The sequence below is a fragment of the Micromonospora sp. NBC_01405 genome (assembly GCF_045040155.1).
Lineage (GTDB): Bacteria > Actinomycetota > Actinomycetes > Mycobacteriales > Micromonosporaceae > Micromonospora.
Genome location: NZ_CP109532.1, coordinates 1,575,961 through 1,588,833, shown reverse-complemented (window position 1 = coordinate 1,588,833; position 12,873 = coordinate 1,575,961). Strand labels below are relative to the sequence as shown.

General features: G+C 72.4%; 12 protein-coding genes and 1 other RNA gene. 9 read left to right on the top strand and 4 right to left on the bottom strand.

Annotated elements, in window-relative coordinates:
- Positions 1 to 171: 171 nt before the first annotated feature.
- The gene (locus OG559_RS06175; protein WP_405113316.1) at positions 172 to 774 is read right to left on the bottom strand and encodes an Rv3235 family protein; all 603 of its coding nucleotides are present in this window, start codon (positions 772 to 774) and stop codon (positions 172 to 174) included.
- 100 nt (positions 775 to 874) lie between these two features.
- Positions 875 to 1,102, bottom strand: coding sequence for a helix-turn-helix transcriptional regulator (locus tag OG559_RS06170; RefSeq protein WP_396669566.1), 228 nt, complete (start codon positions 1,100 to 1,102; stop codon positions 875 to 877).
- A 188-nt stretch (positions 1,103 to 1,290) separates the two neighbouring features.
- Here OG559_RS06170 and OG559_RS06165 point away from each other — a divergent pair, with 188 nt between their 5' ends.
- A complete protein-coding gene (locus OG559_RS06165) occupies positions 1,291 to 1,800 on the top strand; it encodes a DUF6912 family protein (RefSeq protein WP_405113314.1) in 510 nt (169 codons plus the stop codon).
- 56 nt (positions 1,801 to 1,856) lie between these two features.
- Here the strand turns inward: OG559_RS06165 and OG559_RS06160 are convergent, their stop codons facing one another.
- Positions 1,857 to 2,948: a hypothetical protein gene (locus OG559_RS06160; RefSeq protein ID WP_405113312.1), complete on the bottom strand. Its 1,092-nt coding sequence runs from the start codon at positions 2,946 to 2,948 to the stop codon at positions 1,857 to 1,859.
- A gap of 448 nt (positions 2,949 to 3,396) precedes the next feature.
- On the opposite strand from OG559_RS06160, the gene pruA reads away from it, so the two are divergent.
- The 8 genes from pruA to OG559_RS06120 all read left to right on the top strand — a co-directional run bounded on the left by pruA (position 3,397) and on the right by OG559_RS06120 (position 11,048).
- Positions 3,397 to 5,025 carry an L-glutamate gamma-semialdehyde dehydrogenase gene (gene pruA / locus OG559_RS06155; protein ID WP_405113310.1) on the top strand — a complete coding sequence of 543 codons (1,629 nt, stop codon included), beginning with the start codon at positions 3,397 to 3,399 and terminating at the stop codon, positions 5,023 to 5,025.
- Positions 5,026 to 5,191: 166 nt separating this feature from the next.
- Positions 5,192 to 5,707, top strand: a complete 516-nt coding sequence (locus tag OG559_RS06150) for a PadR family transcriptional regulator (protein ID WP_350886730.1) — start codon at positions 5,192 to 5,194, stop codon at positions 5,705 to 5,707.
- A 166-nt stretch (positions 5,708 to 5,873) separates the two neighbouring features.
- A complete protein-coding gene (gene prfB / locus OG559_RS06145; RefSeq protein WP_396669570.1) occupies positions 5,874 to 6,995 on the top strand; it encodes a peptide chain release factor 2 in 1,122 nt (373 codons plus the stop codon).
- A 118-nt stretch (positions 6,996 to 7,113) separates the two neighbouring features.
- Positions 7,114 to 7,794, top strand: coding sequence for a cell division ATP-binding protein FtsE (gene ftsE / locus OG559_RS06140; RefSeq protein WP_161687384.1), 681 nt, complete (start codon positions 7,114 to 7,116; stop codon positions 7,792 to 7,794).
- Positions 7,795 to 7,861: 67 nt separating this feature from the next.
- On the top strand, positions 7,862 to 8,737 hold the full coding sequence (gene ftsX / locus OG559_RS06135) for a permease-like cell division protein FtsX (RefSeq protein ID WP_396669571.1): 876 nt from the start codon (positions 7,862 to 7,864) through the stop codon (positions 8,735 to 8,737).
- A 134-nt stretch (positions 8,738 to 8,871) separates the two neighbouring features.
- Entirely contained in the window at positions 8,872 to 9,351 is a 480-nt protein-coding gene (gene smpB, locus OG559_RS06130) for an SsrA-binding protein SmpB (RefSeq protein ID WP_396669572.1), read from the top strand.
- Positions 9,352 to 9,457: 106 nt separating this feature from the next.
- Positions 9,458 to 9,834: a transfer-messenger RNA gene (ssrA, locus tag OG559_RS06125) on the top strand.
- A gap of 128 nt (positions 9,835 to 9,962) precedes the next feature.
- Positions 9,963 to 11,048 carry a hypothetical protein gene (locus OG559_RS06120; protein ID WP_405113306.1) on the top strand — a complete coding sequence of 362 codons (1,086 nt, stop codon included), beginning with the start codon at positions 9,963 to 9,965 and terminating at the stop codon, positions 11,046 to 11,048.
- A gap of 87 nt (positions 11,049 to 11,135) precedes the next feature.
- Here OG559_RS06120 and mdlC read toward each other — a convergent pair whose 3' ends face one another.
- Positions 11,136 to 12,731, bottom strand: a complete 1,596-nt coding sequence (gene mdlC, locus OG559_RS06115) for a benzoylformate decarboxylase (protein WP_405113304.1) — start codon at positions 12,729 to 12,731, stop codon at positions 11,136 to 11,138.
- Positions 12,732 to 12,873: the final 142 nt, after the last annotated feature.

The following is a 12,873-nucleotide window of genomic DNA, read 5'->3' as shown; positions in this document are numbered from 1 at the left end:
CGGCGTCCGTCCACCAGCGAGCACACGCAAGGGGCCCCGGCGACCGCCGGGGCCCCTCGCTGTCCGCCAGGTCGCCCCGGCACCGGCCCATGCCCGGCCTGGCTGCCGGCCCGCTGCGGGGACCGATTTCCGGCCCCGGCCTTCGGGCGCGGGCGCAGCCGTCGGGGGCGGTCAGACGAGCTGGAGTACGGTGCAGAGCCAGCGACCGCGCCGATGCTCCAGGCGGAGCGCCATCGCCCAGGTGTGCCCGGCGGCGCTGCCCAGGACGGCGGCGGCCTCCACGGCCGCGGGGCGGGGTTCGCAGACCCGCAGCCGGCGCAGCCGCACGGTCGGGCGGGTGGAGCGGCGACGGACCGGGCCGGTGCGCGCCGCCGCCCTGGTCAGTTCGTTCATCACGTCCGCCGAGCAGGCCGGCTCGCTCAGCGGCCGGATCTGCCCGAGCGGCCGGTATCCGTTGAGGATCTCCAGGCAGGTGGTGACGAAGCGCTGGGCGGCCCGGGTGGCCTCCGGCGTGGCCGTGACCAGCGCGGCGGGCGGCGGAGCCGGTGGAGTGGCCCGCCCAGGACCGCCAGGGGCGGGGCGGGGGTCGTGCGGGCGCCCGCCGGGGCGGGCCGGGATGCGGCGGTGCGCCTCGAACAGGTCGAGGGCCAGTTGGGCGGCGACCGGGCGGGGCCAGCCCTCGGCCGGCTCCTCGGTGAACGGCGGGTCGAGCGGGGGCGCCGGTCGCACCCGGACCGGAGGACGGACAGGCCCGGGACGACGGGACTCAATCATCGAAACCCCCGCTGCTTGCGTTTGCCTTCGTTTGCCTCCGACAGGCTCGATTCTCGGCCAGGACAACGCCTGCGGTCAATGCCTCTCGGTGCGGTGGTCGCTACTCGCCGTCGCGGTCGTTCAGCGGGTTGTCCCGGACCCACTCGGCGGTCTCGGCGTATTTGTGCTGGATGTACTCCTCCAGGCGGGCGCGCTCGACCCGCCAGTGCCCCCGACCGCCGACCTTGATCCCGGGCAGCTCACCGCTGCGCACCATGTGGTAGACCTGCGAGTCCGACACGTTGAGCTCGGCAGCTACGTCGGAGAGCAGCAGGAACCTCGGCTCCATGGAAACTCCCGGGGTTGATGTCGTTTGCCTCAGTTTGCCATCCACTGCCGACAGCGTCGCCGACCCGCCACTCGCGCGGCAACTTTCCGTGCGACGGGTGCGGGGTGTATGACGGTCAAGGCGTACGGCATGATCGGCGCCCGGGGCCGGCGCACGCCGGCCGGCAGGCGGAGCGGGGGAGACGACCGGTGACCGAGGAGTTTGTCCGGGTGTACGTGCCGGCGATCGTGCCGATGCTGGCCAGCCTCCCCGAGCAGGGGCTGCCCGAGACCGACGCCCACACGGTGACCCCCGCCCTGCGCGAGTGGTACGCCGAGGGCGACGAGGAGGAACTGGAGTACATCGCGTTCACCCGGGCCGCCCAGGACGCGCTGCTCCTGCTCCGGGACGATCCGGCCGCACCCCGTCGGCGCGCGGTGGTCGCCGTCGACGTCCCCGCCTCGGCGCTGCGGCGCACCGACGACGTGCTCGGCTCCAGCGCGGTCCGGCTGGTCCGACCGGTGCCGGTGACGGCGGTGGCCGCGCTGCACGTCGACGGCGACGACGCGCGTGACGACGTGGCCGCCGCCGCTGCCGTGGCCGCCGAGGCGCTGGCCGACGACCCGGACGCCCAGTTCACCGTCGACGGCGCCGAGGACCACGAGCTGGAGTGGTACGACGTCAGCGAGCTGGAGCAACTGCTGCGCGCCGCGTCCTGACGCCGCCCGCGCACCCGTCGCCGTACCGGCGGACCGGGCCGGGGCCGGGTCGACCGTCAGCGGCCGGCCGCCGCCCCCGCCCCCGCCGCCCCGTCGTCGGCCGCCGTCCCGGTGGCGTCGTCGCCCGGAGTGGGGCCCAGCGTGCGACCGAAGGCGATGAGCGCGGTGAGCGCGCCGACGAAGAGCACCCAGATCCCGTTGTCGATCCGCGAGGTGCCCAGCGAGGTCTGGGCGACCGCGTCCGCCTCGCTCAGCGCGCCGGCCAGGTCGAGCAGCGAGCGGCCGCCGACCCGGATGATGATCTCGGCGAGCAGCAGGAGCAGGCCGGGACCGGCCCCGGCCAGCAGGTAGCCGGGCCAGCGGGGGGCGGGCGAGGCCGGGTCGCGCCGCTCTGCGCGCCGCCTGGCCCAGGTGAGGTACCCGAAGGCGAGCAGCCCCGCCAGCAGCCCGGCGAGCAGGGACTCCGACCGGGACACCCACTTCGCGGCGCCGACCATCGACTCCTGGGTGTCGCCCGCGCCGAAGAGGTCGAACAGCGGGTCCCGGGCCCGGCTGAACGCCACCACGAAGACCAGCGCGCCGAGCGCGGCGGCGATGATCGCGCCGGCCACCCGGGCGTTGCCAACGCCGGCCACGGCGCCGCCGATGATCGCCGCCGCGGCGGTGGTGCCGGCGATGACGTTGGTGGTCGCGTTGTCGAAGTAGGTCAGGTTGATCAACACCGCCGCCGCGAGCCCGACCAGCACGCCGGTGCCGACCGCGACGGCGAAGCGTAGGGTGACCCGCTCGGCGCCCCGCCGGGCCAGCAGGTTGGTCGCCGCCAGGGCGACCGCCGCGCCGGCCACCAGCGCGGCCGAGATGACCCCGGGCAGCGCGAACGCGGAGAGGCTGATCGCGGTGACCCCCGCCTCGGCAGAGGTGATCACCGCCCGGGTGGACCAGAGCATCGCCGCCAGCCAGGCCACGGCCAGCAGCGCCAGCACGACCGCCCCCGGGGCGCGCGCCGGCGTCGTACCCCCGACGGTCGGTTCCGGCTCCACGGGCGATGCCGGCCCGGCGGCGTCGCCTGGCTCGTCGGCCCCGGCCGGGGCGCCCTGCACCGGCTGGTCCGGCTCCGCGGCGGTGGCGCTGCCGGGCTGGTTGCTCATCGTCTCCCCTTCGACGGACGCCCGGACCCGGCAGGCTCTGCCGGCACATGGGCGGGGCTGGTCACCGGCCATCCAGCGTACGCGCCACCCGACCGCCGGCCCTCCGCCCGTCCGCCGCCACCCGACCCGCCCGTCCCGGGCCCCGGGCGGAGCGGGGAGTGGGCGGCAGCGAGCGAGGAATCGTAAGGACGGCGGGTGCTGGGCGAGGGAATCGCCGGAGGTGGAGGCGGGTCGGGCGGTGATTCGCAGGGCGGGGCCCGGCGGTGCGGCGCGGGCCAGGTCGGGTGGGTGGGGCCGGGGCGGGGCGAAACCGGGGGTGCCGCGTGGGAGAATCGGCGCAGGTCCCGCCGCCGCGACCGGTGCAGCCCGCGGCGTACGGCGTCCGGCCGCCCGGCCGGTGCCCGCGGGTCCGATTTCGCCACCGCTGCCGAGATCGCCAGGAGCCCCGATGGACGCCGTGTTCTCCGTACCCGAGCCGCGTAACGAGCCGGTCCGTGCCTACGAGCCGGGCAGTGCCGACCGGGAGCGGCTCCAGCGACGCCTGGCCGACCTGGCCGGCGAGCGCCTCGACCTGCCGATGACCATCGCCGGCAAGCAGCGGATGGCCGGCGGCGAGCCGATCGACGTGGTCCAGCCACACCGGCACGGCCACGTGCTGGGCGTCACCGGTCACGCCACCCACGACGACGCCCGGGCTGCGGTGCAGACCGCCAAGGACGCCGCCCCGATGTGGCGGGCCCTGCCGTTCGAGGAGCGCGCGGCGATCTTCCTGCGCGCCGCCGAGCTGCTCGCCGGCCCGTGGCGGGACACCCTCAACGCCGCCACCATGCTCGGCCAGTCGAAGACCGCCGTCCAGGCCGAGATCGACGCGGCCTGCGAGCTGATCGACTTCCTCCGGTTCAACGTGCACTTCGCCCGGGGCCTGCTCCAGGAGCAGCCACTCTCCTCCCCGGGGGTGTGGAACCGCCTCGACCATCGCCCCCTGGAGGGCTTCGTCTACGCGGTCACCCCGTTCAACTTCACCGCGATCGCCGGCAACCTGCCCTCCGCCCCGGCGCTGCTCGGCAACACCGTGGTCTGGAAGCCGAGCCCGACCCAGCAGTTCGCCGCGCACTTCACCATGCGGCTGTTCGAGGCGGCCGGCCTGCCGCCCGGCGTGATCAACATGGTCACCGGGCGGGGCGAGGAGGTCTCCGACGTGGTGCTCGCCGACCCGGACCTGGCCGGCATCCACTTCACCGGCTCGACCAGGGTCTTCCAGCAGATGTGGAGGACCGTCGGCGACAACATCCACCGCTACCGGGGCTACCCCCGGCTGGTCGGCGAGACCGGCGGCAAGGACTTCGTGGTCGCGCACACCAGCGCCGACGTGGACGCGCTGCACACCGCGCTGATCCGCGGCGCGTACGAGTACCAGGGCCAGAAGTGCTCGGCCGCGTCCCGGGCGTACGTCCCGCGGTCGCTCTGGGAGGGCGGGCTGCGCGACCGGCTGGCCGCCACCGCCGACTCGCTGACCTACGGCGACGTCACCGACTTCACCAACTTCGGCGGCGCCGTGATCGATGCCAAGGCGTTCGACCGGCACACCGCAGCCCTGGAGCTGATCTCCGGCGACGGCTCCTGCACCGTGCTGGCGGGCGGCACCGCCGACGACTCGGTCGGGTGGTTCGTCCGGCCGACCCTGTTCGAGTGCGCCGACGCCGCACACGAGACGTTCACCACCGAGTACTTCGGCCCGATCCTCGGCGTGCACGTCTTCGATGACGCCCGCTTCGACGAGGCCGTCGCCCAGGCCGAGTCGATCGCCCCGTATGCGCTGACCGGGGCGATCTTCGCCACTGACCGCCGGGTGGTCGACGCGGTGGCCGAGCGCATGCGGTATGCGGCCGGGAACTTCTACATCAACGACAAGCCGACCGGCGCGGTGGTGGGGCAGCAGCCGTTCGGCGGCGCCCGGGCCAGCGGCACCAACGACAAGGCCGGCTCCTGGCACAACCTGGTCCGCTGGATGTCGCCCCGGACGATCAAGGAGACCTTCGTCCCACCGACCGACCACACCTACCCCCACATGGGCTGACGCGTGCGGCGAGGGCTCCCGCCGCGTCGCGGGGGCCCTGGCCGTGCGCAGCGTGACCGGCCCTCAACGGACTGTCGCCCGCCGACAGTGCACAAAGGAAACCCTCCAGGGTGGCGAAAATGGCAAATCCTGGACGCCGGGTCGGCAAAGTGGCAGCGTAAGGGGCATGGCGGATTCCGGAGTGAACCCTACGGCGGCGGCCCTCCTCGGGCTGCTCCACGAGGGTCCCATGACAGGCGGTCAGCTGATGGCCGCCGCCGAGCGCAAGCTCGCCCCGTACTGGTCGATGACCCGCAGCCAGGTCTACCGCGAGCTGCCGGTGCTGGCCGAGCGCGGTCTGGTGCGGTTGGGCAAGCCCGGCCCCCGATCCAGCCAGCCGTACGCGATCACCGCGGCCGGCAAGCGGACTTTCTCCCGCTGGCTGGCCGAGGACCCGGGGCGGGACACCATCCGCAACCCGATCGCCCTGCGGGTCGCCTTCGGCGGCCTGCACTCGCAAGCCCAGCTGCGCAGCCTCCAAGCCTCCGCCAACGAATACCACAGCGAGGCCCTGGCCCGGGTGCGGGAGCAGGTGAAGAACGCCAAGAAGGAGGGCGACGCGTACGACGCCAGCGCGCTGGAGTTCGCCGTCGCCTACCACAAGGCCGCCCTGTCCTGGCTGAAGTCCGCCCCCGTCGGCTGACCCGATCGACGGCCCGCCACCCCGCCACCGGGCCGTCCCCGGGACTGCGTTCGCCCGCGACCAGCGCGGCCGACAGGCCCGTGCCCGTCGGCCGCGCGGACACTTTTCGCCCGCCACCGTGGGGCTCGCAAGCTGACCTGCCGTATTCGCAGTAGTCTTGTCTGTCGTGACCGCTGCCGATTACGCCGAACAGCTCAAGGAACTCGACGCCACCCTGCGCAACATCGAGGCTGTGCTCAACCTCGACCGACTGCACGAGGACAAGGCCCGGCTCGAGGAGCAGGCCTCCGCGCCGGACCTGTGGGACGACCAGGCCAAGGCGCAGCAGGTGACCTCCCAGCTGTCGTACGTCAACGGCGAGATCAGCAAGCTGGGCAGCCTGCGCTCCCGGCTCGACGACGCCCGGGTGCTGCTGGAGCTAGCCGAGGCCGAGGACGACCCCGGGGTGCTCGCCGAGGTGGAGACCGAGATCGGCGGGCTCACCAAGGCCATCCAGGAGATGGAGGTTCGCACCCTGCTGTCCGGCGAGTACGACTCGCGGGAGGCGCTGGTGGCGATCCGGGCCGGGGCCGGTGGCGTGGACGCGGCCGACTTCGCCGAGATGCTGCTGCGGATGTACCTGCGCTGGGCCGAGCGGCACGGCTACCCCACCGAGGTCTACGAGACCTCGTACGCGGAGGAGGCGGGCCTGAAGTCCGCCACCTTCGCGGTCAAGGTCCCGTACGCCTACGGCACGCTGAGCGTGGAGTCCGGCACCCACCGCCTCGTGCGGATCAGCCCGTTCGACAACCAGGGCCGCCGGCAGACCAGCTTCGCCGGCGTCGAGGTGCTGCCGGTGACCGAGCAGACCGACCACATCGACATTCCCGAGAACGAGATGCGGGTCGACGTCTACCGGTCCTCCGGCCCGGGCGGGCAGAGCGTCAACACCACCGACTCGGCGGTGCGGCTCACCCACATCCCCACTGGCATCGTGGTGACCTGCCAGAACGAGAAGTCCCAGCTCCAGAACAAGGCGTCTGCGATGCGGGTGCTCCAGGCCCGGCTGTTGGAGCGCAAGCGCCAGGAGGAGCAGGCCAAGCTGGAGGGGCTCAAGGAGAACGCCGCCGGCTCGTGGGGCGACCAGATGCGTTCGTACGTCCTGCACCCGTACCAGATGGTGAAGGATCTCCGAACCGAGCAGGAGACGGGCAATCCGAGCTCGGTCTTCGACGGCGAGCTGGACAGCTTCATCGAAGCCGGTATCCGTTGGCGCAAGCAGCGACAGCTCGCCGGCGACGCAGCGTGATCGATCGCGGGCGGAGCGCGTCGTTGATCACCCGTTAACCGGGTCTTTCGATGACGCGCCTCGCATCGGCGGGCGTGGGGGCTTGGCTCATCGGTTACACCGCGTAGACTCACCACCCGTGATTCAGCTTGAGCAAGTGACGAAGACGTACCCGAAGGCGTCCCGGCCTTCGCTCGACAACGTGTCCGTCTCGATCGAGAAGGGCGAGTTCGTCTTCTTCATCGGTCCATCCGGCTCCGGCAAGTCCACGATCATCAAGATGCTGCTGCACGAGGTGACCCCCAACAAGGGGCGGGTCGTCGTCAACAGCAAGGACGTCACCTCGATGCGCTCCTGGAAGCGACCGCACTTCCGGCGCTCGATCGGCTGTGTCTTCCAGGACTTCCGGCTGCTGCCGAACCGCACCGCGTACGAGAATGTGGCGTTCGCCCTCGAGGTGATCGGCAAGACCAAGGCGGTCGCCCGCCGGGTCGTTCCTGAGGTGCTGGAGCTGGTCGGGCTCGGTGGCAAGGAGCACCGCTACCCGCACGAGCTCTCCGGTGGTGAGCAGCAGCGGGTCGCCGTCGCCCGGGCGTTCGTGAACCGTCCGCTGATCCTGCTCGCGGACGAGCCGACCGGAAACCTGGACCCGGACACGTCGATCGAGATCATGCGCCTCCTGGACCGGATCAACCGCACCGGCACGACCGTCGTGATGGTCACCCACGACTCCAACATCGTGAACCAGATGCGGCGTCGGGTCATCGAGATCGAGAGCGGTCGCATCGTGCGCGACCAGGCCCGTGGCGTCTACGGGTGAGCCGGCGCTCCACCCCTGTGCAGCCTGACGACGATCACCTCACGCCGGAGACCCGGAGGAATTCCCGATGCGCGTGAAATACGTCCTGTCCGAGGTACTGGTCGGACTGTGGCGCAACGTGACCATGACCATCGCGATGATCATCACGATGGCCGTGTCGTTGACCATGCTCGGTGCCAGCGGTCTGATGTACCGCCAGGTGAACGACATGAAGGACCTCTACTACAAGAACATCGAGGTCTCGATCTTCCTGAAGAAGGAGGCCAACGAGCAGCAGCGCGCCGACATCGACACCAAGCTGAAGAGCGATCCCCTGATCAAGGAGGTCGACTTCGTTGACAAGGCCGAGGCGTACAAGCGCTTCCAGGAGATGTTCCAGGACGCGCCCGACCTGCTGAGCGCGGTCAAGGCGGACAGCCTGCCCGAGTCGTTCCGGCTCAAGCTGGTCAACCCCGAGCAGTATCGGGAGATCTACAACCAGTACAAGGACACCGAGGGCGTCGACGAGATCGTCGACCAGAGCCAACTCCTGGACAAGATCTTCAAGATCCTCACCTCGGTCCAGAACATCGCGCTGGCGGCTGCGGCGGTGATGGCAATCGCCGCGTTGCTGCTGGTCGCGAACACGATCCAGGTTGCGGCGTACAGCAAGCGGCGCGAGGTCGCGGTCATGAAGCTGGTCGGCGCGTCCAACTGGTTCATCCAGGCGCCGTTCGTGCTGGAGGCCGTGGTCGCGGGCCTGATCGGCTCGCTGCTCGCCCTGGTCGCCCTGATAGCGGCGAAGTATCTGCTGTTCGACGGGGCGCTCAGCGACCTTCAGGGGCTGCTCTCCCCGGTCGGCTGGGGCGACATCCTCGTCGTTTTCCCGATCATGGCCGGCGTGGGCGGTCTGGTCAGCGCCGCCACCGCCTGGGTGACCCTCCGGTTCTACCTGCGGGTCTAGTCACCCTCAGGTCCGTCCGACGCGGCAGGACCCTCCGGCGCGGAATAATCCGTGCGGGAGGGTCCTTGTCGTTCGGGTAGCATGATCTCCGCTTCCGGCCCGGCCGGGAGCCGCAACGAGGGGAGGTGGCGCCGATGCCACGGGAGAAGGGGCGCAAGGTCGTCGCCTCCAACAAGAAGGCGCGCCACGACTACGCCATCCTCGACACGTACGAGGCGGGCATGGCGCTGACCGGCACCGAGGTCAAGTCGCTGCGGGCCGGGCGGGCGTCGCTGGTCGACGCCTTCGCCCAGGAGCGCGACGGCGAGCTCTACCTGCACTCCATGCACATCCCGGAGTACACCCAGGGCACCTGGACCAACCACGAGCCCCGGCGTACCCGCAAGCTGCTGCTCAAGCGGCTGGAGATCGACCGGCTGATCGGCAAGACCCGCGAGGGCGGCCTGACCATGGTCCCGTTGCAGGTCTACTTCTCCGACGGCTGGGCCAAGGTGGAGATCGCCCTGGCCAAGGGCAAGAAGTCGTACGACAAGCGGCAGGACCTCGCCAAGCGGGACGCGGACCGGGAGATCGCCCGGGCCGCCGGCCGGCGCGGCAAGGGCATGGACGACTGATTCGTCCCGTTCGTCCGTTCCGGCGCGCCGGAGCGGCCCTCGGGATGAAACCGGTTGCGGAAGGCGTTAGGCTTGTGTGGAGCCGCCGACAGGGGCGGCCCGTCGAGGGGGTGACTGGTTTCGACTTCGTACGCAGCGACAGGGGAAGCGAGCCGAGGAAGCCGACGTCGTCTCGAGAATCGGTCGTCGGAAACTTATAAGCGCCAAGAACAATCGCGCTGACTTCGCTCTCGCCGCCTGAGGCGAGTAGCTGAGTCTGTCGGCCTGGGAACGCCTTCGTCCCAGTCAGCCGGCATCAGTTAGAGGGCTGGCCAATCGGACCCGGTCGCGGGGTCCGTGCGGCGAGATTAATCAGCGACTGGGCCCGTCACACCAACTCGCTCGCGTGAGCGGTGGGGCCGAGTAGAGGCATAGCGAGCTGCGCTCGGAGAAGCCCTGACAAACCGGCGAAGGACCCGGGTTCGATTCCCGGCACCTCCACCACCTCGACCTGTGCGCCCCGGTCCACCCGGACCGGGGCGCACAGTCGTGTCCGGCCCCGGTGGGTTCGGTGGGAAGGCCGGTGACCCGAAGCCGGGGAACCGGAAACGGCGCGGGCGCGTCGTAGGGGCATGCGTCGTCCAGTTCTCGCCCTGGTGGGCTTGCCCCTGCTCCTCATCGCGGCCGGTTGCGACCCGGCCGGGTCGGAGCTGGCAGCCGACGACCGGTGGGAGTCGTTCCACCAGCGGGCCGCCGAGGTGGCCGAGGCGTGGCAGCCCGGAAACGCCTGGACCGCCGGGTACGTGCCGCTCCAGGAGCCGACCGTGCTGCTCGGGGACCCCGACTTCACCCCGGAGACCGAGCAGGCGTTCCGCAACGGCTGGTACCGGGAGCAGGTCGCGGTGCCCACCGCCAAGCCGGCCGACGCCGCGATCCGCTTCCCCGACGGGGCGCTGACCGTGCCGCTGATCAGCGCCGGCACGGCGTACCGACAGCTCGACCAGGGCGATCCGCCGCCGTGCGAGGGACGGCCGCAGCGGCCGACGCCCGAGAAGCGGCCGAGCTTCCCGCCGAAGCCCGGTGCCACGGACGGGCCGATCGTCGAGCCCGGCCCGGACGGGCCGATCATCAAGCCAGGGCCGGACGGGCCGATCGTCGAGCCGGGCCCGGACGGGCCGATCATCAAGCCCGGTGCCACGGGTGGGCCGACCATCGAGCCAGGGCCGGACGGGCCGGTGAGCAGCGTGCCGTCGGCCGCCTGCGTGCCGCTGACCGTCACCGCCGTGCGGCTCGGCACCGCGCCGGTGCGCACCAGCCGGGGCGAGGCGCAGGTCCCGGCCTGGGTGTTCGACGTCGAGGAGCTGGAGGCCCCGGTGGCCCGGCTCGCGGTCGCGCCCGGCTCGGTCACCGCCGTGCCCCGGGGCGTCGCGCCCACCGGGCCGGTGCCCGACGGCGTGGTCGGCGGCCAGGACCTCCAGGCCGTCGACGGGGCCCGGTTGACCTGGCGGATCGGCGTGGGCGCCTGCGATGTGGTGTTCACCCCGCTGGTGTGGGAGCGAGACGACGTGGTGGTGGTCGGCGGGGGCGTCACCCCGGCCACCGGCATCTGCACCGATCAGCTCGTGCTCCAGCCGGTCACCGCCCCCCTGAAGGCGCCGCTCGGCGACCGGACGGTGCTCGACGTGTCCACCGGCGCGCCGCTGGTCCTGCGCCACTGAGCCACCCGCCTCTGGCTGTGGCCCGATCCCCGGCTGCGGTCCCGCGCCGGGGTGGCCAGCACAGCCTGGCGGTAGGTGGGCCGGGGCTCAGAGCAGCCGCGGGATGTCGGTGCTGATCGGCACCGGCAGCACGGTGGGCCGGTCCGCGGCCAGCGCAGCGCGCAGCGCGTCGCCCAACCCGTCGGGTTCCTCGACGACCGTGGCGGCGCAGCCGTACCCCCGGGCCACCGCGGTGATGTCCAGGCCGGGCAGGTCCAGGCCCGGAACCCCGGGGGTGTGCTTCAGCTCGGCGAACGACTTGAGGATCGCGTACTGCTGGTTGACCGGGACCACGACGGCGAGCGGCAGGCGCAGCCGCGCGGCCGTCCACAGGGCCTGCACCGAGTAGTGGAACGAGCCGTCCCCGATCACCGCCACCACCGGGCGGCCCCGCCCGGTGTCCCGTTCGGCCAGCGCGATTCCCACCGCCGCCGGCAGCCCGAAGCCGAGCCCGCCGCTGGCCATCGTGAAGTACGACGCGGGCCGGGTGGCCGGCAGCCGGCGGCGCAGCGCGGCCAGGTTGGACGGTGACTCCTGCACCAGCACCCCGTCGGGCGGCCAGTGCCGGGCCAGGATGGCGAAGAGGCCGTCCGGGCTCAGCGGCGGGCCCAGGTCGGGCGGCTCGGGGGCGGGCCGGGGCGGCGGGGGCGGGCGCTCGGCCGCCGGGAGCAGGTCGACCAGGGCGGCGAGCGCCAGACCCGGGTCGCCGAGCAGGCTGTCCCCGACCGGCGCGCGGGCCGTCTCCTCCGGGTCGTCGGTGATGTGCAGCAGGTGGGAGCCGGCGGGCAGGTAGTCCCCGGGCACGTGCGGGTAGTACCGGAACACCGGCGCGCCGACCACCAGCACCGTGTCGTGCCCGCGCAGCGCGTCGGCCAGCGGCCCGATCGCGTACGGCAGCACGCCCCGGTAGTACGGGTGGTCCTCGGGGAACGCGGCCCGCTCCGGGGCCGGCGCGGACCAGACCGGGGCGGCCAGCCGCTCGGCCAACGCGACCGCCGCCGGCCACGCTCCGGCTCTGTCGACCGCCCCGCCGAGGACGAGTGCCGGGGAGCGGCTGGCGGCCACCGTGGCGGCGAACTCGCGCAGCCGGGTCGGGTCCGGGGCGTACCGGGTGGCCACCGTGCGCACCTCGGGCGCCCCGGACGCCGGCTGCTGCCAGTCGTCCAGCGGCAGGGAGAGGAAGACCGGGCCGGCCGGCGGCTGCACCGCCGTGGCGTACGCCCGCATGAACGCCGCCGGGATGTCCTGCGCGCGGGGCGGCTCGTAGCCCCACTTGACGTACGGCTGGGTCAGCTCGACCGCCCGGCGACTGGTCAGCCGGGGCTCGATCAGCAGCATCTCCCGGGTCTGCTGGCCGGCGGTGACGATCAGCGGGGTCTTGTTGTGCCAGGCGGTGACCAGGTTGCCCATGCCGTTGCCGGTGCCCGGGGCGGTGTGCAGGTTGACGTGCGCGGGGCGGCCGGTCGCCTGGGCGTACCCGTCGGCCATTCCCACCGCAGACGCCTCGTGCAGGGCGTGCACGTAGTGGAAGTCGGCGGGGAACTCCTGCAGGAACGGCTCCTCGGTGGAGCCGGGGTTGCCGAAGACGGTGGTCAGGCCCAGCGCCCGGAGCAGGTCGTACGTCGTCTCGCGGACCGTTGCCATCGGTGGGCCTCCGTGTCGCGGCGCGGGCTGCCTCCTCGCCGGAGACGAGCGGCGATCGGGCCCCTGACCTGCCGAATCTATCCGGAAAAAGCTCACCTATCGGCTAATTCACCCAGCCCGCACTGATCGCCGCCACGCCGGC

Bases quoted from the DNA above. Each gene is read 5' to 3' on its own strand.
- OG559_RS06160 (WP_405113312.1), bottom strand. From the start codon at position 2,948: ATGAGCAACCAGCCCGGCAGCGCCACCGCCGCGGAGCCGGACCAGCCG.
- mdlC (WP_405113304.1), bottom strand. From the start codon at position 12,731: ATGGCAACGGTCCGCGAGACGACGTACGACCTGCTCCGGGCGCTGGGC.
- OG559_RS06170 (WP_396669566.1), bottom strand. From the start codon at position 1,102: ATGGAGCCGAGGTTCCTGCTGCTCTCCGACGTAGCTGCCGAGCTCAAC.
- ftsX (WP_396669571.1), top strand. From the start codon at position 7,862: ATGCGCGTGAAATACGTCCTGTCCGAGGTACTGGTCGGACTGTGGCGC.
- OG559_RS06120 (WP_405113306.1), top strand. From the start codon at position 9,963: ATGCGTCGTCCAGTTCTCGCCCTGGTGGGCTTGCCCCTGCTCCTCATC.
- OG559_RS06175 (WP_405113316.1), bottom strand. From the start codon at position 774: ATGATTGAGTCCCGTCGTCCCGGGCCTGTCCGTCCTCCGGTCCGGGTG.
- pruA (WP_405113310.1), top strand. From the start codon at position 3,397: ATGGACGCCGTGTTCTCCGTACCCGAGCCGCGTAACGAGCCGGTCCGT.
- OG559_RS06150 (WP_350886730.1), top strand. From the start codon at position 5,192: ATGGCGGATTCCGGAGTGAACCCTACGGCGGCGGCCCTCCTCGGGCTG.
- smpB (WP_396669572.1), top strand. From the start codon at position 8,872: ATGCCACGGGAGAAGGGGCGCAAGGTCGTCGCCTCCAACAAGAAGGCG.